Source organism: Streptomyces sp. NPDC052910 (assembly GCF_055585605.1).
Genome location: NZ_JBVJJR010000002.1, coordinates 155,152 through 178,303, shown reverse-complemented (window position 1 = coordinate 178,303; position 23,152 = coordinate 155,152). Strand labels below are relative to the sequence as shown.

Here is a 23,152-nt window from a genome sequence, read left to right as displayed (position 1 = left end):
CGGAGCGTGACCGACCCCGGGGGGCCGACCGCGGCCGGCCGGGCTCAGCGCGCGGCCGGCCCGTCCGCCCGCCCCAGCCCGTACACCCGCCGCGCGTTCCCCGCCCCGACCAGCTCCGCCACCCGCTCGGCGTCCGCCGCCGACCAGGCGCCGTCGCCCACCCACCCGGCCAGCAGCCGCTCCAGGCCCCGCCGGAACAGCGCGGCCCCCACCACGTACAGCTCCGGCAGCCCGTAGGCGTCGGTCGAGAACATCAGCTTGCCGAAAGGGGCCAGCTCCAGCGCCTCGGCCAGCACCGCCTCGGCCCGCGCTCCGCTGTACGACAGGGCCAGGCCGACGTCCGCGTACACATGCGGGAAGGCGTGCGCCAGGTAGGCGGCGCCGCGGTGGTACGGATAGCAGTGCAGCAGCACCAGCGCCGACCCGGTGGGGCGGACCGCCCGGGCGAAGTCGGTGAGCAGCGCCGGATCGCAGCGGTGCAGCCGCAGGTCGGGGTCGCCGAAGCCGGTGTGCAACTGGATCGGCAGGCCTGTCTCGGCCGCGGACCACAGCAGATGGCGCAGCAGCACCGGGTCGGCCAGCTTGCCGCCCGGGGCCCGGTGCGCCAGCCACCGGTCGGCCGCCATGCGCACCTCGGTCCTGCCGGGCGGGTTGGGCTCGAAGTCCAGCCCGTAGCGGTAGGCGGCCACCGACTTGAAGGCGACGGCCCGCCCCGCGGCCGCCTCCACCGCGTCGGCGACGCCGGAGAGGAAGCGCGCCGGACCGTCCGCCGTATCGGCGACGCACTCGGCCAGCCGCTCCAGCCGGACCACCTCGTGGCAGGCGGCACCGCCCATCCGGGCCAGCTCCTGAGGGGACGTCAGGTCACCGGGGATGCCGGTGTCCACCACGTAGTCGGTGATCCCGGTGGCGCCGAGCAGCCGCCGGGCCGTCTCGGCCGGGCCCAGCTCACGGCGCCGCTCCAGGTATTCGGCGGGCGCGCAGTGCGGGTCCAGATCCAGCAGCGGCGGGCACCAGCGGCGGACGGCGTAGCCGAGCTGGCTGTCGAAGAAGCTGGTGCCGGGGGCGGCGGGCGCGTCGGACTCGCTGAGGAAGGAGACGAACGCGTCCGGACCGAGGTCGGACCGGGCCACGCCGTGGCAGTGGTGGTCGACCAGCGCGGGCGGCGGAACGGCGGTGCTCACGTCAGTACCGTCCCTTGGTCGCGTCGACGAGCTCCCACGCCGTCGCCCCTTCGTACCGTTCGATCTCACCGCGGCGGACGGCGGCCACGGCCTCGAAGAGAGGGGCGCCGAGGGCCTCGCGGAGCACGTCGGAGCCGATGAAGCGGTCCAGCGCCGCGGCCGGCGAGTCCGGCAGCCGCTGGTGCCCGCCGCCGCGCGCCGGATCGCCCGCGACCGGCGGCGGGAGCGTCGCGCCGGCCGCGATCCCGGCGAGCCCGGCGGCGATCACCGCGCCCGTCACCAGATAGGGGTTGGCGGAGCCGTCGAAGCACTTCACCTCGGCGTTGGCCTGGTCCTCGGCGTCCGGTGGTCCCGGGATGAAGCGCAGGGCGGCCTCCCGGTTCTCCGGCCCCCAGCAGGCGTAGGCGCCGGCCCACCGTGAGGGCCGCAGCCGCAGGTGGCCGGCGGGGGAGGGGGCGCCCAGGGCCAGGAGCGCGGGCAGCTCGCGGAGCACGCCCGCGAGGAACGCCGCGCACTCCGCCGTCATCCCGCAGGGGCCGTCGCCGCCCCGGCAGAGGTTCCGCTCCCCGCGCCACAGACTGAGGTGCAGGTGCGCGCCGTTGCCGACGGTGTCCGGGGCGACGACGGGCCCGAAGAGGGCGTCGAGCCCGTGCGCGCGGGAGACCGCGCGGACCGTCTCCCGGACGAGCACGGCCAGGTCGGCCGCGCCGACCGGGTCGGCGGCGGCCACCGACACCTCGAACTGGCCGGGCGCGTACTCCGGGTGGAGCTGCAGCACCTCCACCCGCTGGTCGGTGAGGGCGTCCAGCAGGTCCAGGAGGTAGTCGGACAGCTCGACCACCCGGGCCATGCCGTAGGCGGGCCCGGCGCCGGGCGGCCGCCTCCCGTCCGGCCCGGGCCCGTCAGGGGTGGCGACGACCCACTCGGTCTCGAATCCCATCCGCAGCCCCAGCCCCCGCTCGGCCGCCCGCGCGGTCATCCGGCGGGCGAACCCCCGCTGGCAGGCGGCGTACGGGCGCCCGTCCTGCTCGAACCGGTCGACGGGCGCCCAGGCCCAGCCGCGCTGGCCTGCCAGCACGGTCAGCCGGCCGAGATCGGGGAACAGGCGCAGGTCACCGTCGGGACCGCCCAGGTGGGGGCTGGTGACGCTGGAGTCGTCGGTGAGGTAGACGTCGAAGACCGGTGACATCCCGACACCCCACCGTGCCGCGTGGGCGAGCCGTGCGGTGGGGACGGTCTTGACGCGGGTGATACCGGCGTTGTCCACCCAGGTGAGCGCGACGGCCCGGACCCCGAGCGCGGTGAGCCGCGCGGCCTCCTGCCGGGCGGCCGACTCCGCGCGTTCCCGTTCCGGCCTCTGCATGCTGGGCTCCTCCGCCGGCGTGAGGTGGCGTGTGGGGGGAAGGGGGGACAAGGGGAGAATGGACGACGGCATTCCATGGACCGGGAGGCCCGCCGTCCGTCGACTGGATCCTCGGCCGGATTCTTCCGTATTTCACCTCGGAACGGGGCCGTTCGGGGGAAGCAGCGGGGGCGTGGCGGCCGGTCCGTCACCCGGTGTCCCGCCGGCCGGCCGCGACCGGTCAGCGGGGGTCGGCGGCGGTCGGTACCGGACGGCATCCGGTGGGGCGCCGATCGGAACCGGTCACGGTCTCCGAACCCCCTGCCGGCCTCCGAGGCCCGCCTCCCGGACGACGAGTTCACCCTCCGGTCCTCCTTCCCGTCCGGCGGTGCCACCCCTGTGCCCCGCGCCACGCTCCCTCCGCCGCCCCGACTCGTCGGCCACCGCCCCGGCCTGAGGCCGCGACGGCTCCCGGTACCCCGCGGCGGTCCGGACGGCGGACCCATCGGTTGCGGGAGCGGATACCTGCCCCGAGGCTGGAGCCAAGATCACCGATCGAGCTCGGGTGCGTGTCCCGGAGCGGCTTCTCCCCGCCTGAGAGCACCGGGGCGTGAGGTGCCGGACCGGCCGCCCGCCGCCGCCCGCACCGTTGAGGAGTCAGCATGTCGGAAATCCGTGGCGTCCTCCGGCGCGGCCGCGGACGCCACCGGCGCCGCAAACGGGTGCCGTTGAAGACGGCCGCCGCCGCGGCCGTGCTGGTGGCCGGCTCGGCCTTCGCGGTGAACGCGGTGGACGACCGCCCGGAGTGCGAGACCCAGGCCCGGCCGGGCGGCGCGCACGACGACCACCGGCACGGCACGGCCATGGGCACCTGCGGCACCCGTCCCGCCGCCGCCCACGACCGGACCGAGGGCCACGGCGCCCCCGACGCCGCCGATCACCACCCGGCCGGCGGCCGGCAGGCCCCCGCCCTGGTCCCCGACCCGGCGGCCGGCTACGACCGCGAGCGCTGCGGCAACACCTCCGGCCGGGTGCTGCTCTCCCTGGACGACTGGTCCTACAGCGACCCCGAACGGGCCACCCGCGTCGGTGCCCAGCTCCAGGCCCAGGGCGTCCGCGCCGCGTTCTTCCTCATCAACAAGTACGCCTCCCAGTACCCGCAGATCACCGCCACCCTCCGGCAGCAGGGCCACTGGGTCGGCAGCCACACCTGGTCCCACCGGCAGCTCACCCGGCTGACCGACCAGGAGCTCCAGGACGAGCTGCGCAACGGACTCCCCGGCAACTTCCTGCGGCCGCCCTACGGTGACGCCGGCCCGCGCGAGACGGAGGTCGCCGCGAGCCTCGGTCAGCGGGTGTGCAACTGGACGATCGACACCTACGACTGGCAGCAGTCCGACGGCGCCTTCCGGGACGCCGAGGCGATCCGCACCACCGTCCGCGAGGCCACCCCCGAGGAGAAGAACAGCGGGGTGATCCTCGGTCACCTCTTCAGCAGCTTCCCCGACGCCCTGCCCGGCATCATCACCGACCTTCGGGAACAGGGCTACCAGATGTGCCGCAACACCGGTCCGACCACCGAACAGGTGCCGTACCCCCTCCAGTGCTGACCGGCGGGCCGGCGGCCGTCACACGGACGACAACAGCAGGGCGCGCAACGGACCCCTGCGCGCCCGCGCCACCCACGGCGCGCCCCGCGCGGCCGACACGGTCAGCGGCGCGGCCAGGACGACACCGAGCAGCGCGCCCGCCGCGACGTCGTGCGGATAGTGGGCGCCCACCCAGACCCGGGAGGCGGCCATCATCACCGCGGCCGGGACGGCCCCCGCCGCCAGTGCCCGGTCCACCACCCAGAGCGCCGCCGCCGCGGCGAAGGCGACGACGGCGTGGTTGCTGGGGAACGACCAGTCGCCCGGCGCCGGACAGCCCTCCAGCGTGAAGCGGCCGGGCAGCGACCGGCACGGCCGGTCCTCCCGCACCAGCTCCTTCAAGGCCAGGTTCACGCCGTACGCCAGCGCCACGATCAGCGGCACGGCCAGCGCCCGCGCCATCACCGGGGCGTCCGCCCGGCGCGCCCGCCACCAGGCCGCCGTCATCAGCGCGGCGAACGCCGTCAGCCCCAGCGCCGACCAGGCGGAGGCGGTGTCGTTGAGCAGCCAGGGGGCGTCGTGCGCCGCCCGGGTGACGGCCGTGTAGAGGCCGCCGTCGATGCCCGATCCGTCGAAGGCCAGTGGAGTGACCGTCATGTCCCCTCCCGTCACGGCGCCCGTCAGGGCGCCGCCGTCGGTCCCGCCGTCCCCGCCCCGCCGCCGTCCCCGGCCTCACGCCCGCCCGTCGGCGCCGCCTTTCGCCGCCGCCCGGCGGCGGGCGCGCAGCAGCTCCACGGCGAACGGCAGCAGCGACAGCACCACCACGGCCGCGACCAGCGGCAGCAGGTACCGGTCGACGTCCGGCACCACGGACCCCAGGGCGTACCCGGCCAGCACCAGCCCGGCCGTCCAGAGCAGCCCGCCGGCCACCTGCCACAGCAGGAAGGTACGCGGCGGCACCGCCAGCGCCCCGGCCAGCGGGTTGAGCACCGTGCGCACCACGGGCACGAACCGCGCCAGCACCACCGCCCTGGCGTGCCCGTACCGGCCGAGCAGTTCCTCGGCCCGGGCCGCGCCGTCGAGCAGCCGCCGGTTGCGGGAGCGGGCCAGCAGCGGCCGGCCGCCGCGCCGCCCGATCAGGTAGCCGCACTGGGCCCCGGCCAGCGCTCCGGCCGCCGCGCACACCAGCACCTCGGCCAGGGCCAGCCGGGGCCCGGAGTGGGCCCCGGGCCGGCACAGCAGACCGGCGGTGAACAGCAGGGAGTCCCCGGGCAGGAAGAAGCCGACCAGCAGACCGGTCTCGGCGAACAGGACGACGGCCACCCCGACGGCCCCGAAGGACGACAGCAGCGAGGAGGCGTCCAGGAGGTCGACGGCGAGGGCGGCGGGCGGAGCGGGCGCGAACGGCACGGCTGACACGGCTGAGCGGCCTCCGGCGGTCGAGGGCGGTGGCCCGCCCGTCGCGACGGTACGGGCCGGACGTCTACACGGCGGTGGACGGTCTACGCGACTGTAGACGATCCAAGGTGGCCGACGGGCGCCTTGACCGACTCCATACGTGTCCCGGCCGCGTCCGCGCGCGGGGGCGCGCACCACCGGTCCGGGACCCGTCCGGGTGACGCCCTCGCCCTCCGGGGGGAACGGCGCGGGGCCCGCCGGACGACCGGCGGGCCCCGCGTACCGGACGGGGTGTCAGCCCAGCGCGATGTCGTCCGCCAGGACGGCCCCCTGCCCGAACCAGCCGTGCACATAGACCGTCACCCGGCCGGTGGAGTCGGTCGTGAAGGGCACGGACAGCCGCGTCCAGTCGCCGGCCGACGCCCAGCGGCTCGCGTTCGCCCCGCCCGAGACGCCGAGGAACGCGTAGTCTCCCCGCACCCAGCCGGTGAGGGTGTACGAGGTGGCGGGGGAGAGGGTGAGGGTCTGCCGGCACTCGCCGGTCCCGCCGCTCGTCGGCGCGGTCCGCAGCGCGTACGAGCCGCCGTGCACCGGGCTCTTGACCACCGAGGCGCCGTCGTCGCACGTCCACGGCCCGGTGCCGCCCGACTCGAAGTCGCCGTTGACCACCCGGCCCGGCGTGCCGCCGCCGGTGACGGTCAGGGCGAACGGTGCCGAGTGGCTGCCCGAGGGCGCGGTGCCGGTCACCGTCACCTGGTGGGTGCCGGGCGGCGCGTCCTTGGCGACGGTGAAGGTCACCCGTGCCGACGCTCCGGCGGTGACCGAGGACGGGCTGAACTCGGCCGTCACCCCTTTGGGGAGGCCGCTCGCGGACAGCCGCACGGTCTGCGCCGGCCCGGACACCGCGCGCGTGGCGACGGTCGCCGTGGCGGTCCCGCCCGGCGGCACGGAGGCGGCGCCGGGCGAGACGGCGAGCGAGAAGTCCTGCTCGGCGGTCCCGCCGCCGGTGAAGGGGGTGAAGGTGTGGGTGAAGTACCAGGTGTCCTGGACGATCCCCGAGCAGGTGTCGGAACCCTTGGTGCCGGGGCAGCCGCCGTTGTCGCGCTGGAGCGCCCAGAAGGAGAGGGTGTTGATGCCCTTGCCGACGGCCCAGTCGTAGACCTTGACCGCGTCCTGGGTGGTGAAGGTCTCGGCGGGCCCGTAGTCGTCGATGCCGGGCATCTCGGTGACGCCGACCATCGCCCACCGCCGGGCGTCGCTCGTGTCCGGGTAGAGCGAGCCGAGTTGGGTGTGCAGGCCCTCGGCGGCGGTGATGGTGTCGGCGGCCATGTCGTGCTGGGCGCCGTCGTAGTAGTCGAACGTCATGATGTTGACGACGTCCACCCGGGCGCCGTTCTCGACGGCGTTGCGCAGCACGGCGAGCCCGCTGTCGGCGAGGCCCCGGGTGGTGGTCGGCAGGGTGTAGGCGAACCGCACGGTGCGCCCGTTGGCGGCCGCCCAGTCCTGCACCTTCTTGATCGCCTTGTTGCGGCGGTCGATCCCGGCGGTGTTGGTCAGTGAGTTGTCCTCGATGTCGAGGTCGAGCCGGGTGACGTCGTAGGTCGTGATCACCTTCTCGAACGCCTCGGCTATCCGGTCCACGTCGGTGCAACTGTCGGCGAGTTCGGTGCCGCCGTTGTCGGCCGCGTATCCGCCGAAGGACGGGATGACGTCCCCGCCCCGGGCACGGATCGCGGCGATGTCGGAGCCGAACACGGAGGCGTCCACCGGCTTGCCGGTGTCGCCGTTCCAGTAGGGCGTGCAGGAACCCTTGGCCTCGGTCTGGAGGAAGGCCAGGGTGAGGTGCTTGGCCCCCGACTTCTCGGCGAGCGCGGCCGGGCTGTCGGAGCCGTAGGTTTCGAAGTAGGGCGCGAAGACGCGTGGGGGGACGGGCGTGGCGGCGGTGGCGGCGGTCGCCGTACCGGCGCCGCCCAGGGAGAGTCCCGCGCCGGCCAACGTGGTGGCCAGGGCGGCCACCACGGCGCGGACGGACAGACGTCGTCTCAACGGATGCTCCCGGTGACTGAGGTGTGCACGAGGTGGGGGCGGTTGCGCGCTGAACATCGTTGGACTGGACCAGAGTTGCGTCAAGGGGACAGGGGCCGGAAATTCCGTCCGCCCGGCGGGGGAATCGGTAGCCGGACCGGAAAAACCTCCGCCCCGCCCTGCGGATACGGAAAAGGGAAATCCCCCCGGTCCGGCACAAGGGCCGGACCGGGGGGATTTCCCCGGAACTGCGGGGCTTTCGTCAGCCGTTGGCGGAGCCGTTGCCCGACAGGATCGGCAGCTCGTCGAGGATGTGCGACAGGGGGTCGTCGCCGTCGTTGATCGTCGAGTTGTCGGTGCACTGCTGCTGCTGCTGCGAGCTGAGGACCGGGATGTCCTGGAGGCCGACGTTGATCAGGGCCACGATGTTCTGGATGTTGACCCGGCCGAGGCCGATGCAGAGCTTGTTGAGCGAGCCCTGGACCAGGCTCATCTGCGGGCTTTCCTTGCCGCCGGTGTGGGTGTTGCCGTAGCCGGTCTTGGCGCCGTTCCCGTTGACGGCGTCCTGCTCGTCGGCACCGAATGCCATCGCGGGAGTGGCCATGGCGCCGATTGCGGAAGCCGTCACCGCGGCCGTGGCGATTGCCTTCTTGAGCACGTCTATGCCTTTCGATCGAAGAGGTTTTTTCCCGCTGGGAAGCGAACTGAGTAACTGTGCCCCTTTTGGGAAGTTCCGGAGTTTCACTCGTTCGCCTCATCGCCGCTCGTCGGAGCGCTTGCGGGGAGTCGGCGTCGGCCTCCGGTCCATGCCGCGCGCCTCCGGTCCATGCCGCGCGGGGAAGGGGCTCCTACGGCACCGGCCGCCGGAGGTGCCTGTGGGTGACGCTGTCCGGACGCTGTGCGTCCGGCTGGTAGCGTGCGGTGCGCGGCGGGGTCATCCGGCCGTCGGCCCGCTCGGACGGCGCCCCCACGCGACGCGCCGGGCGGGCCTGCCGCACCTCGTCCCGGGCTCCGTGCGGTCCCGACGCCCGCCTGTCCGGCGCCCTCGTACGCCCAGGTCAACAGGTGTGACGAGGGGGACACCGCCAACCGCTCGGCGGTCGTATACCCTCGTCCGTGTGAATCTGCTTGTAAAGCGACGCCATGTGGACTTCCTGCGCGTCACGAGCATGTCCTGTCGCCTTTCCGGCTGACCCGCGCCTCCTGCCGCCCGTCCGTTCCGACCGGGCCGGGGCGCCCTCCGCGCTGATCCCGCGCGTTCTCCGCGCTGTTTTCCGGCGTTTCCCCGCATCGTTTTCGTACCGCTCGCACTTCGCACCGGGCACCCACCCGCTCCGAACCCGCGCGCCCCGCTCCGCCCTGCCCGTGTCCGGGCGGCGGTGCGGGGTGCGCGGGGACCCCGGGCGTGCCCGGGCCCTCACGCTGTGGACATCTCATGAACGACAAGCTCCCCGTCATCGACCTCTCCGCCGCCTCCGGTACCCCCGAGGAGCGCGCCCGCCTCCACGAGGCGCTGCACTCCGCCGCCCGGGACGTCGGCTTCTTCCATCTGACGGGCCACGGCATCACCGACGACGAGACCGCCGCCCTGATGCGCACCCTCCGCGCCTTCTTCGCCCTGCCGGAGGCCGACCGGCTCGCCATCAGCAACCTCAACTCCCCGCACTTCCGCGGCTACACGCGCATCGGCGACGAGCGCACCGGCGGCAGCCGCGACTGGCGCGACCAGCTCGACATCGGCGCCGAGCGCGAGCCCCACATACCCGCCGCCGACGAGCCCGGCTACTGGTGGCTGGACGGCCCCAACCAGTGGCCCGCCGCCCTCCCCGAGCTGCGCACCGCCGCCCTGCACTGGATCGACCGCCTCAGCGCGGTGGCCGGGCGGCTGCTGCACGAACTCCTCGCCTCCATCGGCGCCCCGGCCGACTTCTACGACGACGCCTTCGCCGACCGCCCCCACCTGCACCTCAAGCTGGTCCGCTACCCGGGCAGCGCCCCCGACGGATCCGGCCAGGGCGTCGGCGCGCACAAGGACTACGGCTTCCTGACCCTGCTCCTCCAGGACGAGGTCGGCGGCCTCCAAGTGGAGGGCCCCGACGGGTCGTTCCTCGACGTCCCCCCGCTGCCCGGCGCCTTCGTCGTCAACCTCGGCGAGCTCCTCGAAGTGGCCACCGACGGCTACCTCAAGGCGACCAACCACCGCGTCGTCAGCCCGCCCGGTGCCCGCGAGCGCTACTCGGTGCCCTTCTTCTACAACCCGCGGCTGGACGCCCGCATCGAGCCCGTGCCCTTCCCGCACGCCCACCACGCCCCCGGCGTCACCCAGGACGCGACGAACCCGCTGTTCGCCGAGTACGGCCGCAACGAGATCAAGGGCTGGCTGCGGGCGCACCCGGGCGTGGCCCGGCGCCACCACCCCGACCTGCTGGCCCCCGCGCCGGTGGGGTGAGCCGGATCACTCCATGGCCCCCTCCCGTTCCGCCCCACGATTTATAAGGTGAGCGGGCGTCATCACCCGGGGTCCTGAGGCCCCGGGCGCTTGGGGGTGGGGATCATGGTTGTTCCGGGGAAGCTGGGGACGGGGATCGGCTGGCGGCCGGAGATAGCGGACGACATCGCGGCACTGCCGGGCGTCGACTGGGTCGAGGTGGTGGCCGAGAACCTGTGCCCCGGCCACCTGCCCGATCCGCTGCTCCGGCTGCGCGCCCGCGGCCTGCCCGTCGTGCCGCACGGCGTCTCGCTCGGACTGGGCGGCGCCGAGCGGCCCGACCTGGCCCGGCTCGCCGCCCTCGCCGACCTCGCGGAGGCCCTCGGCGCCCCGCTGGTCAGCGAGCACATCGCCTTCGTGCGGTCCGGCGGCGGGCTCCTCCCGTCCCACCGCCTGGAGGCCGGGCACCTGCTGCCCGTCCCGCGCACCCGCGACGCCCTCGACGTCCTCTGCGCCAATGTGCGCATCGCCCAGGACGCCCTGCCGGTCCCGCTCGCGCTGGAGAACAGCGCCGGCTATCTGACCTGGCCCGACGAGGAGTTCACCGAGGGCGCGTTCCTCGCCGAACTCGTCGGGCGGACCGGCGTACGGCTCCTCGTCGACGTCGCCAACCTGCACACCAACCACGTCAACCGCGGCGAGGACCCGGCCCGCGCGCTCGACGAGCTGCCGGTGGAGGCCATCGCCTACGTCCACGTGGCCGGCGGCCACGAACGCGACGGCGTCTGGCACGACACCCACGCCCACCCCGTCGGCCCGCCCGTCCTCGACGTCCTCGCCGACCTGTGCTCGCGCGTCACCCCGCCCGGCGTCCTGCTGGAACGGGACGACGACTTCCCCACGGCGGACGGCCTGGCGGCCGAGCTCGACGCCGTCCGCGCCGTGACCGCCCGGGCGGGCAGTCGTGCCGGCTGACCTCGACGCCGCCCGCCGCCGGCTCGCCCGCGCCCAGCACGACCTGCTCTCCGCCCTCGTCGAGGGAACCGAGCCGCCACCGGGCTTCGACCCCGCACGACTGGCCCTGCAACGCGACGTGCTGCTGACCAAACGCCTCCGCGTCCTCGCCAAGGTGGCCCCCGGCCTCACCGCCGTCCTCGGCGACCGCTACCGGCCGCTGTTCCTCGCCTACGCCACCGGCCGGCCCATGGAACACGGCTACCGCCGGGACGCCCGGGACTTCGCCCGCCACCTGGTGCGTACCGCGGCCGTCACCGGCGAACCGGCCCGGCGGCTGGCGGAATGGGCGGACGCGCCGGAGCAGACCACCAGGCCCGGGCCGCTGCGCCGCTTGACGGCGGCCCTGCGTGACCGGCGCGCGACGCGCCGACCGAAAGGCAGCGACCGATGATCCTTCTGCTCCTCGCCACCGTGCTGACCATCGCACCCACGATCTGGGTGCTGCGGCTCTGGTACCTCGGCTACGGCGACCTCACACCCGGGGCCGAGCTCGGCCGGCTCGACCTCGCCTATCTGACCGGCGGAGCGGGCCGGGTCGCCGACACCGTGATCACCGGGATGCACCAGGACGGGCGTGTCACGGTGGACGGCGGCCGGGTCACGGTCGTCCGGCCCGCCTCGCGGGACACCCTGGAGCGCGCGGTGCTGCGGCACTGCGGGAACGACTGGGTCCGCTCGCTGTGGCGGCTCCGCCGTGACCTGCGCGAGGACCGGGCCATGCGGGACCTGCACCGGTCGCTGGTCGAACGGGGAGTGCTGCTGCGGCCGGACGTCCAGCGCTGGTGGCCCTGGGCGATGTGGATCCAGCCGCTCGGACTGGTACTGACGGTCGTGCTCGCCCTGGCGATGTTCCAGCCCGCCTCGATGGTCGCCCTGATCCTGGTCGTGATCGGCGTCGTGCTGCGGGTGCTGAGCCGGCGCGAGAAGAGCCGGATGCCCTTCACGTCGGAGGGGCGCCGGTTCGCGCGGGAGCGCATCCGGACGGCTCCCTGGAACGAACCCGACCCGGCCCGCCACCCGGAGGGCGCCGCGGGCGTGGTCGCCGTCGGCGGGACCGGCGCCCTGCCCGACGGCGGGCTGCGCCGGGAGTTCGAGCGGGTGGCCGAGCCGGAACCGGTGTCCTCCCGGTGGCAGCGGAACCGCCGGAGCCGCACGCGGTCCCACGACTCCGGGACGTCCTCGACCTCCTCGTCGACGTCGTCCTGCGGCGCGGTGTTCGTCGTCGGTGCCTCCTGCGACAGCGGCACCTCCCGCGACACGGGCGGTTCGGCCGGGCACACCGGCGGTTTCGTCTGCTCCTCCGACTCCTCCTCCGGGTCGAGCTGCTCGTCGGGATCGAGCTGTTCGTCGAGCAGTTGCTCGTCGTCGAGTTGCAGCAGCAGCAGTAGCAGTAGCTGCTCGTGAGGGGCCGCACTCACCGGTGCCGGTCGGCCGCCGCCACCGCCCCGCAGGTCAGCGCGGCGAGGACCGCGCCGGCACCGAGCAGGGCCGGGATGCCGAAGGTGCCGGACAGCAGGGTGACCGCGTACGGCGCGAACATGCCGAGGTAGGCGGCCGTCCAGAAGCGGGAGGTCAGCCGGGCCAGGCGGTCCGGCGGGGCCAGGGCCGCGACCTCGGTGAGGCCGAAGGTCAGACACAGACCGTAGCCGGCGCCGAGGACCGCCGCCGCGACGAGGGACAGGACCGCGTGCCCGGTGGCGGCGGCGGGCACGGAGAGGCCCAGGCCGGCGGCGATCACCGTCAGACCGGCCACGGCGGTGGCCGACCGGTGCCGGGCGCCCAGGTGGCGGGCCAACGGCTGGACCAGGAGCCCGGCCGCGGGGACGACCGCCGTGGCCACCCCGGCGTACACGGTGTGCCAGCCCGGCACCCCGTCCACCAGGCCGGGCAGGGTGATGAAACCGACCGTCGGAGCGGCGAACACCCAGGGCGCGAGCGGCAGGACGACGCGCCGGAAGCGCCGCCGGGCCGGAGCGGCGACCGGGACCGACGGGCCGGCGGCACGCACCCGCCGGGTCTCCGGCGCCCGCCGAGCCAGCAGCCACGCGACCGAGCCGAGCAGCAGGTGCGGCACGTACGCCGTCACCATCGGGTGCGGCGCCCACTGTGCGATCAGCGCGGAGGCCAGGCCACCGGAGGCGAACCCCGCCGAGACGAAGAGCCCCGGCCGGCGGGCCGCGACGCCCGGGCCCGCCTCGGTGGCGAACGGCGGCGCCGACAGCTCCTTCACCCACGCGCTGCCCGCGGCCAGCAGGGCGCCCGCGCCGATGCCCGTGAGCAGCCGCCCGGGCAGCAGCCACCAGGTGGCGGACGCCCCCGCCATCAGCACCCCGGTCGAGAGCAGGTTGACGGCCAGCGCGGTCAGCGCCACCGGCCGGCGGCCCAGCCGGTCGGCCAGCGGGCCGCCCGCCAGCAGCCCGGGCACCAGCCCGAGGACGTAGACGGCGACCAGACCGGTGACGGCGGACTCGGTGAGGCCGAGCTGCGAGCGGTAGGCGCCGAGCAGGGAGGAGAACTGGTTGGCGCTCCAGCCGGAGGCCGTCATCATCCAGGCCGCCCGCAGGCCGTGGCGGGGACGGGACGGCGCGGCGGCCGGGGCGCGGAGGGTCGCGGTGGTGCTCATGGCGGCAGTTGTACGGGCCGTGGGGCGGCCCGTGCCGTACGCGTTCACGATTCGTGAACGCCGGGCCGGGCGCGGTGGCCGGCCGCGTACGCTGGCGGGCATGGATCTCCGTCTGCTGTCGTCCTTCCTGGCCGTGGCGGAGGAAGCGCACTTCGGGCGGGCCGCAGCGCGCCTCTTCCTGTCCCCGCCCGCCGTCACCCAGCACGTCCGGCGGCTGGAGGCCGACCTGGGCACCCGGCTGCTGCACCGCTCCCCGGTCTCCCTCACCCCGGCCGGCGAACGGCTCGCCGCGCACGCCCGGACCCTGCTCGCGCTGGCCGACGCCGCGCTGCGGGACGTGGCGGAGGCCGCCGGACGGCGCCCGTCGGCACGTCCGCTGCGGGTGGGCATCATGGGGCACGGCTCCGCCGAGCTCACCCCGGCCGCGATCAACGCCTACCGGCGGGCCCGCCCGGCGGTCCCCGTCGAGACCCTCCAGCTCGACTACACCGAGCACGTCAGCGCGCTGGTCGGCGGCCGGGTGGACGTGGCGTTCGTCCGCCCGGCCCCGGACGACGAACGGATCGGCAGCGACGTGCTGACCACCGAGCAGCGGATCGTGGCCGTGCCGGAGAACTCCCCGCTGGCCGACGCCCGGGACACCGGCGTGGGCCTGGCCGACGTCGCCGGCCTGCCCTTCCCCCGGCTGCCGGACCACACGCCGCGGGTCTTCGCCGACTACCTCTACTTCGGCGGCGAGGCCCCGCGCCGGGGCGGGATGACGGCGCTGACCCCGCACGACGTGGTCACCGGAGTGGTCACCGGCCGGGCGGCCGGCAGCGGACTGCGTTCCTTCGCCCGGTACTACGCCTGGCCGGGGGCGGTCTACGTACCGGTGCTCGACGCGCCCTGGGAGAGCAGCCACCTCGCCGTCCGCGCCGGCGACCCCGACCCCGAGGTCGCGATCTTCCGCGCCCTGGCCCTGGCCCTCGCCCGCGACCCCGGACCCCTGCTCTCCGACGCCGCCGGCTCCTGACCGGGGGCGCGGTCACAGCACCCGGTACTCCTCGTCCCGGACGTCCGTGACGAGCATGTGCCCGGGCGCGTGGGTGATCGCGAAGGGCGGCGCGGAGGCGGCCAGGGCGGCCTGCGGGGTGACGCCGCAGGCCCAGAAGACAGGGACGTCGCCCTCGTGGAAGGTGCACGGGTCGCCGAAGTCCGGGCGGGCCGGGTCCGCTATCCCGAGCTCCGCCGGGTCGCCCGCGTGCACCGGCGCGCCGTGCACGGCGGGCATCAGCGCCGTCAGCCGGCGCGCCGTGTCGACCAGGCCGGCGGGGATCGGCCGCATGGACACCACGAGCGGCCCGTGGAGCCGACCGGCTGGCCGGCACCGGCGGTTCGTCACGTACATGGCCACGTTGCGGCCCTGCTCGACATGGCGCAGCGGTACGCCCGCCGCGCGCAGGGCGCCCTCGAAGGTGAAGCTGCACCCGATGAGGAACGCGACGAGGTCGTCCCGCCAGACGTCGGTGACGTCGGTGGGTTCGGCCACCGGCCGGCCGTCCCGCCAGACCCGATACCTCGGCAGATCGGTCCGCAGGTCGGCGTCCGGGGCGAGCGGGGTGGTGGCGCGGCCCGGCTCGGTGACGTCCAGGACCGGGCAGGAGCGTGGATTGCGCTGGGCGAAGAGGAGCATGTCGTACGCCCAGTCGGCCGGGACGGCGATCAGGTTGGCCTGGGTGTGGCCGTCCGCCCAGCCCGCGGTGGGCTCGACGCGACCGGAACGGAACGCGGCCCTGGCCGCGGCGGGGGTGGTGGCGTGCGGGGGCGTGCGCATGGGCACCTCGCCGGTGTGAGGAGGCGGTGTGGTGTCCGACGATAGGGATTGTTGAACAACTGGGCAAGGGGCGGCCGGAACAAGGGAGTTGGGGTTCCGGGCCGGCTGCCGTCCGATCGGTCGCGGCGTCCGCCGAGGGGTCGGGGCGGCGGTCCGTCGGTCACGCCGGCGTGGCGGGCGGGGGTGCCGTGGGGTGTCAGGGGTGCCAGGGGCGTCGGGAGGCGAGGAAAGGGGCGGTGATTTACGGCCGTTGTGCACGGGGGCGGGCGCGTGCCCCCGGTCTGTGCCGGTGGCCTTCGCCCGGCCGGGTGACGGCCGTGACCTCCGGGAAGGGTGGGCGGCGGTGCGGTGCGGAGGCGGATGCGCCGGACGGCGGGGCCGCCGGAGGGAACGCCTGGGGGTGACGCGATCCCGTGCGTCCCACGGGAGCCGGTGAGCCTCGTACCTTGTAGGCGGACGGGAGCGGTCCGATACTCGGTCCACGTTTGGCATGGACGCGACGACCGCCCGAAGAGGGCGTTCCACCGTCGCGGCCGGCCTCTCGCCTGCCTCCGGGCCCGCCGTCACGGCGGGCACACCCCCCTCACAGGAGGTCGAGTTGACCACACGACGGACACGCGCGCGTCGCGCCGCCCTCGCCGCGACCGCGGCGGCGGTCATGACGGCGACCGCCCTCGGCACCCAGGGCGCGGGCGCGACACCCGCGCCGGACCCCACGCCGCTGACGGACACCCAAGCGGGCGCGCTCGCCCAGCGGATCGCCCATGACCTCGGCGACCGCACCGCCGGTGCCTACTACGACGCCACGGCCGGGAAACTGGTCGTCAACGTCGTCGACGCCAAGACCGCCGCCGCGGTACGGGCGGCCGGCGCCGAACCACGCACGGTCGCCCGCTCGGGCGAACGGCTCGCCGCGGCCACGAAGACGCTGGACGCCCAGGCCCGTATCCCCGGCACCGCCTGGTCGGTCGACCCGCGCGGCAACCAGGTCGTCGTCAAGGCCGACAGCACCGTGCGCGGCGAACGGCTGACGCGACTGGAGAAGACCGTGGCCTCCCTCGGCGACGCCGCGACCCTCCGCCGGGTCCCCGGCGTCTTCCGGCCGACCCTCGCCGGCGGCGACGCCATCTACGCCGCGCGGGCCCGCTGCTCCCTGGGCTTCAACGTCACCAAGGACGGGCAGCCGCACTTCCTCACCGCCGGGCACTGCGGCAACATCTCGTCCACCTGGTCCGACCGGCAGGGCGGCGCCGCCATCGGCAGGACGGTGACGTCCGTCTTCCCCGGCCGCGACTACGCCCTCGTCAAGTACACCGCGAACATCGCCCACCCCAGCGCCGTCGACCTCTACAACGGCCGGCAGCAGACCATCACCGCCGCCGCCGAGGCCGCCGTGGGCCAGCGGGTGCAGCGCAGCGGCAGCACCACGCGGGTGCACGGCGGCCAGGTCACCGGCCTGAACGCCACCGTGAACTATGCGGAGGGCCAGGTCAACGGCCTGATCGACACCACCGTCTGCGCCGAGCCCGGCGACAGCGGCGGAGCCCTGTTCGCCGGCTCCGCGGCCCTCGGCATCACCTCCGGCGGCAGTGGCAACTGCTCGTCCGGCGGCGAGACCTTCTTCCAGCCCGTCACCTACGCCCTGCGGGCGGTCGGGGCCCAACTGCCCTGACGCGCCGCGTGGGAACGGCCCCCGGGCGCGCCTTCCGGCGCCCGGGGGCCGTTCGCTCCGGTGGCAGATGGGTTCCGTGTCAGATGGTGGCGGTGTCAGATGGTGGCGGTGTCGATGACGAACCGGAAGCGGACGTCACCGGCCAGCACCCGCTCGTACGCCTCGTTGACCCGGGCGGCCTCGATCACCTCGATCTCGGCGGCGATGCCGTGCTCGGCGCAGAAGTCCAGCATCTCCTGCGTCTCGGGGATGCCGCCGATCATCGAGCCGGCGAGCGACTTGCGGTGCGTGATCAGGGCGAACGGCGAGACGGCCAGCGGCTTCTCCGGACCGCCGAGCTGCACCATGGTGCCGCCCGGCCGCAGCAGGCCCAGGTAGGCGTCCAGGTCCAGCTCGGCCGAGACGGTGTTGACGATCAGGTCGAGGGTGCCGGCCAGCTCCTCGAAGGTGGCCGGGTCGGAGGTGGCCCGGTAGTGGTCGGCACCGAGCCGCAGGCCGTCCTCCCGCTTGCGCAGCGACTGGCTGAGGACGGTCACCTCGGCGCCCATCGCATGCGCGATCTTCACGCCGAGGTGGCCCAGACCGCCCAGGCCGACGATCGCGACCTTCTTCCCCGGGCCCGCCTTCCAGTGGGCGAGCGGGGAGTACAGCGTCACGCCCGCGCACAGCAGCGGGGCGGCGGTGTCCAGCGGGATGGCGTCGGGGATGCGCAGGACGTACTCCTCGTCCACCACGACGTGGGTCGAGTAGCCGCCCTGCGTCTGCTCGCCGTCCCGGCCGGTGGCGCCGTAGGTGCCGATCATGCCGGTCTCGCCCGTGCAGTACTGCTGGAGGCCGGCCCGGCAGTTGTCGCAGGTGCGGCAGGAGTCCACGAAGCAGCCGACGCCGACCCGGTCGCCGACGGCGTACCGGGTGACCTCGGAGCCGACCGCGGCGACGACGCCGGCGATCTCGTGGCCGGGGACGATCGGGTAGACGCGGTCACCCCAGTCGCCCTGGACGGTGTGGATGTCGGAGTGGCAGATACCCGCGTACTTGATGTCGATGAGGATGTCGTGCGCCCCCAGGGCGCGGCGGGTGACGGTGGTCTTCCGGAGCGGGGCCTTCGCGGCCGGTGCGGCGTACGCGGCGACAGTCATGCTGGTCATGCCATCGATCATGCGCGGGTGCCCGACGGCCAGCCAGGCCCCCGCCCAACGTAGGCTCACGGTGCCTACCACTGACAGGGCCACCCTGCGCCGGGCAGCCAGGGCCACTACGCCGTGTAAAGCTCCGGCCCCTGGTTAAGGTGGTGACGTGCCGACCAAAGTGACAGAGCTCAGCGAATTCCTCCGCTCCCGCCGGGCCCGGCTGCGGCCGGAGGACGTCGGGCTGAAGCCCTTCGGCGGGCGGCGGCGGGTCCCGGGGCTGCGGCGCGAGGAGCTCGCCCAGGTCGCCGGGGTGAGCGTCGCCTACTACACACGGCTCGAACAGGGCCGGGGGCGGAACGTCTCCACGTCGGTGCTGGACGCCATCGCCGACGCGCTCCGACTGGACGCGGCCGAACGGCACCACCTGCACAAGCTGGCCCGCCCCGACAACCGGCCGCGACGCCCCGCCGACCGGCCGCAGCGCGTCCGGCCCGCCGTGCAGCACCTGCTGGACTCCATGGAGAACGTGCCCGCGCACGTGCTCGGCCGGCGGCTGGACATCCTCGCCTGGAACCGGATGAACACCGCGCTGCTGGGCGACTTCGGCGCCCTGCCCCCGCAGCGGCGCAACATGGCCTGGATGGTCTTCCTCGACCCGGCGACCCGGGAGCTCTACGAGGACTGGGACGGCAAGGCGGCCGACATCGTCGCCCTGCTGCGCACCCACGCCGGTTGCTACCCCGACGACCCGGCCCTGGCCTCGCTGATCGGCGAGCTGTCCATGAAGAGCCCGGAGTTCCGGGGGCTGTGGGCCGCGCACGACGTCCGCGACAAGTGCTTCGGGATCAAGGAACTGCGGCACCCGGTCGTCGGACCGCTGACCCTGGCCTGCGAGACGCTGGTGCTCCCCGTGGACCAGGACCAGCGCCTGGTGACGTACCACGCCGAGCCGGGGTCGGCGTCCGCCGAGTCGTTGCGGCTGCTGGCGAGCTGGAGCCTGGAAGCGGCCGGCGGCACGGCCGCGCCCGCCGGGCGCGACGCCGTGGCCGGCGAGCGCTGACCGGTCAGCCGGCCCACTTGCCGGAGGTGAAGACGAGGGCCAGCACGGTCGCGAGGGGAGCCGCCACCGTCAGGTAGGCGGCGCGGATCCACGGCCGGCGCACGCTCGCCACCGCCAGCGCGGTCCAGAGCGGCCACCACAGCAACGTGGCCCGGGGGACCGACATGTACCAGTACGAGGTGCCGAGCGCCCACAGGCTCAGCCCGACGTACACCGCCTCCGGCCATTGCCGCCGCCGCACCAGCAGGGCCAGCAGCAGTACCCCCACCACCATGGCGAGCAGCTCGGCCTGGAACATCGCGGCGTAGCTCGTGGGATGGGAGCGCGAGAAGGCGGCGTCCCAGGTGTGCAGCCAGGACTCCCACGGGGTGTGGAACTGCCGGTACCAGCCGCGCTCCTGCGCGTGCTTCCAGGCCATCCAGTCACCGGTGCGCGCCTGGAGGTACCAGCCGTACGCCAGGGCGGGCAGGGCGGGGAGCGCCAGCCAGCCGGCCTGGCGCCGGCGCCGGTGTTCCCGCCCGGCGAGCAGGAACCGGACGACGAGCGCCGCCGCCAGGAAGAGGCCGCTGACGCGGACGGTCGTGGCCAGGGCGCCCAGCACGGCGGCGAGCGCCCAGCGGTGCCGTTCGGCGGCCAGCCAGGCCGGCAGGGCGAACGCCAGGAACAGGGCCTCCGTGTAGCCGGCCGCCAGGAACACCGCGCACGGTGACACCAGCAGGAACAGTGCGGCGCTCGGCCCCGCCCGTTCCCCGGTCTCCGCCGGGAGACGCAGCCGCGCGATCCGGCCGAGGGCCACGGAGGCCACCGCACCGGCGACGAGGGAGATCAGCAGCCCGGCCAGCGGCCAACTGGGCACCACGGTGTGCACGGCCCGCAGCACCAGGGGCAGACCGGGGAAGAACGCCTCCCGGTTGTCCGGGTGGGCGGAGCCGGGGCCGCCGTCCGCGGCGAAGTAGCCGTCCTCGGCGATGTGCCGGAAGAAGTCCCAGTCCCAGCGCGCCCACAGCGACAGGAACGAGGGCGCTTCCCGGGCCTCGGGGTCGGAGGCGAACATCCAGGCGGAGCAGTAGCCCGTGATCAGCACGGCGACCCGGGTCAGGGCGTAGAGGCCGAGCACGGTCCGGTCCGCGGCGTCGAGCCGGTCGAGCCACGGGAGCCGGAGGGCGGCGGCCGGGCGGGCGGGACGACGGCCCGGACCGCGCTCCCCGGGGGGCCGGTCCGACGCCGTCTCCGTTGGGCACGGTCTCCCCGACGGTGCCTTGGCTATCGGTATCCGGGCCATGCTGGGGCGCCTCCTGGCGTGCGGGTTCGAGCGACGGGACGCCACAGCACATCACAGACGCCTCACCCCTCCCAATCCGCGCCCCCGGTCCCCTCACTCCGGTCACTCCGGACCGCCCTCCCGCAGCACCCCCAGCCCGTCCAGCAGCCGGCCGAGACCGAACTCGAAGCGGCTGTCCATGTCCGGCCCGGTCAGCTCCCCGGCCAGCGCGACAAGGTGCGGATACCGCTCGGCGGGCAACCCGGCCAACCGCTCCCGCGCCTCCGCCACGGCCTCGGCGGGTGTCGCCCCGCGCTCCTCGGCGGCCGACATGGGCACGGCCTCGTGCAGGACGAAGCCCTGCACCCAGATCATGACCGTGTAGGCGCCGAGGGCCGTGTCCGCGGGTCCGAAGCCGAGCCGGCGCAGCATCCCGAACGTCTCCTCCAGCGGTCCGAGGGCCCGTGCTCCCGGCGCGAAGCGCCCGGCGAGCACCCGCACGGCGGACGCGTGCGCCAGCAGGTGCGCCCGCAGTCGCCGGGCGGCGGTCGCGGCGCAGTCACGCCAGTCCCCGGCCTCGGCGGCGTGGCCGGGCGGGAGCGGGACGTACCCCTCCCACAGCGCGTCCGCGGCGAGGTCGAGCAACTCCTCCTTGTTCCGGACGTGCCAGTAGAGGGAGGCCGCCTGGACGCCCACCTCGGCGGCCACCTTGCGCATGGTCAGCCCCCTGGGGCCTTCCGCCTCCAGCAGCCGCAGCGCGGCATCCGCCAGGTCCTCCCTGGTCAGAGAGGTGTTTCCGGTCGTCCGGCGCCCTGCCATCGTCCTCGTCCTCCCACGGGTCCCGCTCGACGGCTTGCAATCTAACACCGTTAGCCTGACACTAACGCCGTTAGGGATCGTCTAACGTTGTTAGGGGAGTGGTGTGGGTACGGGACCCCAGGGCCGCGCACGGCTCGTGCTGCCGACCCTCTGTGTCGGCCTCTTCATGGCCATGCTCGACAACCTCGTCGTGACCACGGCGCTGCCCGCCATCGGCACGGAACTGCGGACCGGAACGGCCGGACTCCAGTGGGTGGTGGAGGGCTACGCCCTGGTGTACGCGGCCCTGCTGCTCGGCGGCGGCGCGCTGGGCGACCGGTGGGGGAGGCGGCCGGTCTACCTCACCGGCCTCGCCCTCTTCACCGGCGGCTCCGCGCTCTCCGCCGTCGCCGGCGGCCTGCCGGCCCTCGTCGCCGGACGGGCGGTCCAAGGGCTGGGGGCGGCCCTGCTGACCCCGGGCTCGCTCGCCATCCTGCGGCACGTCTTCACCGGCGACGCCGAACGTTCCCGCGCCATAGGCGTCTGGAGCGGGGTCTCCGGCTCGGGGCTGGCCCTCGGTCCCGTCGTCGGCGGGCCCCTGGTCGACCACTTCGGGTGGGCGAGCGTCTTCTGGGTCAACGTCCCGGTCGGGATCCTCGGCCTGGTGCTCGCCTTCCTGGTGCTCCCGGACGTTCCCCGGACCGCCGCCCGTGCCGACCCGGCCGGCCAGATCACCGTCGCGCTCGGGCTCGGCACCCTGGTGTACGCGCTGATCGAGGGGCCCGTCCGCGGGTGGGGTGACACCCGGGTGGCCGGCGCCGGGGCCGTGGCGCTGCTCGCCCTGACCGCCTTCGTCGCCGTCGAACGGCGGACCGCGGCCCCCATGGCGGACCTGCGCCTGCTGACGGACCGGAGTGCCGGCCCGGCCGCCTGGGCGGGGTTCGCCGTCAGCTTCGGCTTCTTCGGCCTGGGGACGTTCCTCACCCTCCACCTCCAGTACGTCCTGGGCCTCTCGCCCACCCAGGCGGGCCGGGCCATGGCACCCTGCACCCTGGCGACCGCCGTGGCCTCGGTCGCCGCCGGGCGGTGGTGCGCCCGATGCGGCCCCCGGCCGCCGCTCGTCACCGGACTCCTGCTCGTCGCCTCGGCCCTCGCCGCGTTCGCCGGCTACGGACCCGAGGCCCGCGTCGCGGACTTCGGGTGGCTCCTGGGCGTCCTCGGCGTCGGCCTCGGCCTTGTGTTCACCCCCGTCTCCGTCGCCGTGCTGGGCGCGGTCCCGCCCGAACGGGCGGGCATGGCCTCGGCCACCGCGAGCATGACCCGCGAGGTGGGCGGAGTGGCCGGAGTGGCCGTCCTGGGCGCGGTGCTGACGACGCGGTTCGAGGCCGTCCTGCGCGACCGGCTGCCGCCGGGAAGCGGGGCCGACGCCGGGCGGTCGGCGCACGCGGTCATGTCCGGCGGAGGGTGGGCGTCCGGGCGGGCCGAAGCGAGCGGACGGGTCGTCAGGCACGCCTTCGTGGCAGGGCTGCACCTCGCCGCGCTCGTTTCCGCGGGTGTGCTCGCCGTGGCGGCGGTGGCCGTTCTGGTGGTGATGCGGCGGCCCCGGGGTGACATCGCGGGCCGAGCGGCCGGGGCGCTGGTGCGCCGGTCCTGACGGCCCGCTAGTGTTCCCCGAACGGAAGCCGGAACCACACGCGTTCACCCCTTCTCGGGGCCGCGGGAGAGAACGAGTGGGTCCGGACGCGGCGGAGGGAACCCCCAGCGGGGGAATTTCCTCTCCCCAACCGGAATCGTGCAGAGGTGGACACA

18 protein-coding genes and 1 pseudogene are annotated in these 23,152 nt (G+C 74.9%); 8 read left to right on the top strand and 11 right to left on the bottom strand.

Translation table 11 applies throughout. The features are described 5' to 3' along the window. Positions 1-44: 44 nt before the first annotated feature. Positions 45-1,184 carry an amidohydrolase family protein gene (locus ACZ6X9_RS06575; protein ID WP_469776828.1) on the bottom strand — a complete coding sequence of 380 codons (1,140 nt, stop codon included), beginning with the start codon at positions 1,182-1,184 and terminating at the stop codon, positions 45-47. 1 nt (position 1,185) lies between these two features. Continuing rightward, positions 1,186-2,547, bottom strand: coding sequence for a type I glutamate--ammonia ligase (locus tag ACZ6X9_RS06570; RefSeq protein WP_469776827.1), 1,362 nt, complete (start codon positions 2,545-2,547; stop codon positions 1,186-1,188). A gap of 641 nt (positions 2,548-3,188) precedes the next feature. On the opposite strand from ACZ6X9_RS06570, the gene ACZ6X9_RS06565 reads away from it, so the two are divergent. Further along, positions 3,189-4,136 (top strand): polysaccharide deacetylase family protein, encoded by a 948-nt coding sequence (locus ACZ6X9_RS06565; RefSeq protein ID WP_469776826.1) that lies wholly within the window; start codon positions 3,189-3,191, stop codon positions 4,134-4,136. Between the two features lie 18 nt (positions 4,137-4,154). On the opposite strand, the gene ACZ6X9_RS06560 is transcribed toward ACZ6X9_RS06565, so the two are convergent. The 4 genes from ACZ6X9_RS06560 to ACZ6X9_RS06545 form a co-directional block, all read right to left on the bottom strand. Then, on the bottom strand, positions 4,155-4,772 hold the full coding sequence (locus ACZ6X9_RS06560) for a phosphatase PAP2 family protein (protein ID WP_469776825.1): 618 nt from the start codon (positions 4,770-4,772) through the stop codon (positions 4,155-4,157). A 75-nt stretch (positions 4,773-4,847) separates the two neighbouring features. Then, on the bottom strand, positions 4,848-5,525 hold the full coding sequence (locus tag ACZ6X9_RS06555; protein WP_469777624.1) for a DedA family protein: 678 nt from the start codon (positions 5,523-5,525) through the stop codon (positions 4,848-4,850). Positions 5,526-5,807: 282 nt separating this feature from the next. Next, positions 5,808-7,559, bottom strand: coding sequence for a carbohydrate binding domain-containing protein (locus ACZ6X9_RS06550; protein WP_469776824.1), 1,752 nt, complete (start codon positions 7,557-7,559; stop codon positions 5,808-5,810). Between the two features lie 241 nt (positions 7,560-7,800). Beyond that, positions 7,801-8,196: a rodlin gene (locus ACZ6X9_RS06545; RefSeq protein ID WP_469776823.1), complete on the bottom strand. Its 396-nt coding sequence runs from the start codon at positions 8,194-8,196 to the stop codon at positions 7,801-7,803. Positions 8,197-8,973: 777 nt separating this feature from the next. Here ACZ6X9_RS06545 and ACZ6X9_RS06540 point away from each other — a divergent pair. The 3 genes and pseudogenes from ACZ6X9_RS06540 (at position 8,974) to ACZ6X9_RS06530 (ending at position 12,387) form a co-directional block, all read left to right on the top strand. Next, positions 8,974-9,987: an isopenicillin N synthase family dioxygenase gene (locus ACZ6X9_RS06540; protein WP_469776822.1), complete on the top strand. Its 1,014-nt coding sequence runs from the start codon at positions 8,974-8,976 to the stop codon at positions 9,985-9,987. 105 nt (positions 9,988-10,092) lie between these two features. After that, positions 10,093-11,374: pseudogene (locus tag ACZ6X9_RS06535) on the top strand (MbnB/TglH/ChrH family RiPP precursor modification enzyme). Next, the gene (locus ACZ6X9_RS06530) at positions 11,371-12,387 is read left to right on the top strand and encodes a TIGR04222 domain-containing membrane protein (RefSeq protein WP_469776821.1); all 1,017 of its coding nucleotides are present in this window, start codon (positions 11,371-11,373) and stop codon (positions 12,385-12,387) included. Before ACZ6X9_RS06535 ends, ACZ6X9_RS06530 begins: the two are co-directional and overlap by 4 nt. A 10-nt stretch (positions 12,388-12,397) precedes the next feature. On the opposite strand, the gene ACZ6X9_RS06525 is transcribed toward ACZ6X9_RS06530, so the two are convergent. Then, a complete protein-coding gene (locus ACZ6X9_RS06525; RefSeq protein WP_469776820.1) occupies positions 12,398-13,606 on the bottom strand; it encodes an MFS transporter in 1,209 nt (402 codons plus the stop codon). A gap of 100 nt (positions 13,607-13,706) precedes the next feature. Between ACZ6X9_RS06525 and ACZ6X9_RS06520 the strand changes: the two genes are divergently transcribed. Continuing rightward, on the top strand, positions 13,707-14,621 hold the full coding sequence (locus tag ACZ6X9_RS06520) for a LysR family transcriptional regulator (RefSeq protein WP_469776819.1): 915 nt from the start codon (positions 13,707-13,709) through the stop codon (positions 14,619-14,621). Positions 14,622-14,633: 12 nt separating this feature from the next. On the opposite strand, the gene ACZ6X9_RS06515 is transcribed toward ACZ6X9_RS06520, so the two are convergent. Next, a complete protein-coding gene (locus ACZ6X9_RS06515; RefSeq protein WP_469776818.1) occupies positions 14,634-15,422 on the bottom strand; it encodes a putative hydro-lyase in 789 nt (262 codons plus the stop codon). Between the two features lie 598 nt (positions 15,423-16,020). On the opposite strand from ACZ6X9_RS06515, the gene ACZ6X9_RS06510 reads away from it, so the two are divergent. Next, positions 16,021-17,094, top strand: a complete 1,074-nt coding sequence (locus ACZ6X9_RS06510) for a S1 family peptidase (protein WP_469776817.1) — start codon at positions 16,021-16,023, stop codon at positions 17,092-17,094. Positions 17,095-17,189: 95 nt separating this feature from the next. Here ACZ6X9_RS06510 and ACZ6X9_RS06505 read toward each other — a convergent pair whose 3' ends face one another. Then, positions 17,190-18,242: an NAD(P)-dependent alcohol dehydrogenase gene (locus ACZ6X9_RS06505; RefSeq protein WP_469776816.1), complete on the bottom strand. Its 1,053-nt coding sequence runs from the start codon at positions 18,240-18,242 to the stop codon at positions 17,190-17,192. Between the two features lie 148 nt (positions 18,243-18,390). Here ACZ6X9_RS06505 and ACZ6X9_RS06500 point away from each other — a divergent pair, with 148 nt between their 5' ends. Then, positions 18,391-19,284 carry a helix-turn-helix domain-containing protein gene (locus ACZ6X9_RS06500; RefSeq protein ID WP_469776815.1) on the top strand — a complete coding sequence of 298 codons (894 nt, stop codon included), beginning with the start codon at positions 18,391-18,393 and terminating at the stop codon, positions 19,282-19,284. Between the two features lie 4 nt (positions 19,285-19,288). On the opposite strand, the gene ACZ6X9_RS06495 is transcribed toward ACZ6X9_RS06500, so the two are convergent. Both ACZ6X9_RS06495 and ACZ6X9_RS06490 read right to left on the bottom strand, forming a co-directional pair. Beyond that, on the bottom strand, positions 19,289-20,566 hold the full coding sequence (locus ACZ6X9_RS06495; RefSeq protein ID WP_469776814.1) for a mannosyltransferase family protein: 1,278 nt from the start codon (positions 20,564-20,566) through the stop codon (positions 19,289-19,291). Positions 20,567-20,668: 102 nt separating this feature from the next. Further along, positions 20,669-21,364 (bottom strand): TetR/AcrR family transcriptional regulator C-terminal domain-containing protein, encoded by a 696-nt coding sequence (locus tag ACZ6X9_RS06490; RefSeq protein ID WP_469776813.1) that lies wholly within the window; start codon positions 21,362-21,364, stop codon positions 20,669-20,671. Between the two features lie 103 nt (positions 21,365-21,467). Here ACZ6X9_RS06490 and ACZ6X9_RS06485 point away from each other — a divergent pair, with 103 nt between their 5' ends. Continuing rightward, positions 21,468-22,997: an MFS transporter gene (locus tag ACZ6X9_RS06485; RefSeq protein WP_469776812.1), complete on the top strand. Its 1,530-nt coding sequence runs from the start codon at positions 21,468-21,470 to the stop codon at positions 22,995-22,997. Positions 22,998-23,152: the final 155 nt, after the last annotated feature.

Coding starts and splice junctions, on each gene's coding strand:
- ACZ6X9_RS06560 (WP_469776825.1), bottom strand. CDS start 4,772: ATGACGGTCACTCCACTGGCCTTCGACGGATCGGGCATCGACGGCGGC.
- ACZ6X9_RS06505 (WP_469776816.1), bottom strand. CDS start 18,242: ATGACCAGCATGACTGTCGCCGCGTACGCCGCACCGGCCGCGAAGGCC.
- ACZ6X9_RS06520 (WP_469776819.1), top strand. CDS start 13,707: ATGGATCTCCGTCTGCTGTCGTCCTTCCTGGCCGTGGCGGAGGAAGCG.
- ACZ6X9_RS06515 (WP_469776818.1), bottom strand. CDS start 15,422: ATGCGCACGCCCCCGCACGCCACCACCCCCGCCGCGGCCAGGGCCGCG.
- ACZ6X9_RS06495 (WP_469776814.1), bottom strand. CDS start 20,566: ATGGCCCGGATACCGATAGCCAAGGCACCGTCGGGGAGACCGTGCCCA.
- ACZ6X9_RS06490 (WP_469776813.1), bottom strand. CDS start 21,364: ATGGCAGGGCGCCGGACGACCGGAAACACCTCTCTGACCAGGGAGGAC.
- ACZ6X9_RS06570 (WP_469776827.1), bottom strand. CDS start 2,547: ATGCAGAGGCCGGAACGGGAACGCGCGGAGTCGGCCGCCCGGCAGGAG.
- ACZ6X9_RS06530 (WP_469776821.1), top strand. CDS start 11,371: ATGATCCTTCTGCTCCTCGCCACCGTGCTGACCATCGCACCCACGATC.
- ACZ6X9_RS06565 (WP_469776826.1), top strand. CDS start 3,189: ATGTCGGAAATCCGTGGCGTCCTCCGGCGCGGCCGCGGACGCCACCGG.
- ACZ6X9_RS06525 (WP_469776820.1), bottom strand. CDS start 13,606: ATGAGCACCACCGCGACCCTCCGCGCCCCGGCCGCCGCGCCGTCCCGT.
- ACZ6X9_RS06540 (WP_469776822.1), top strand. CDS start 8,974: ATGAACGACAAGCTCCCCGTCATCGACCTCTCCGCCGCCTCCGGTACC.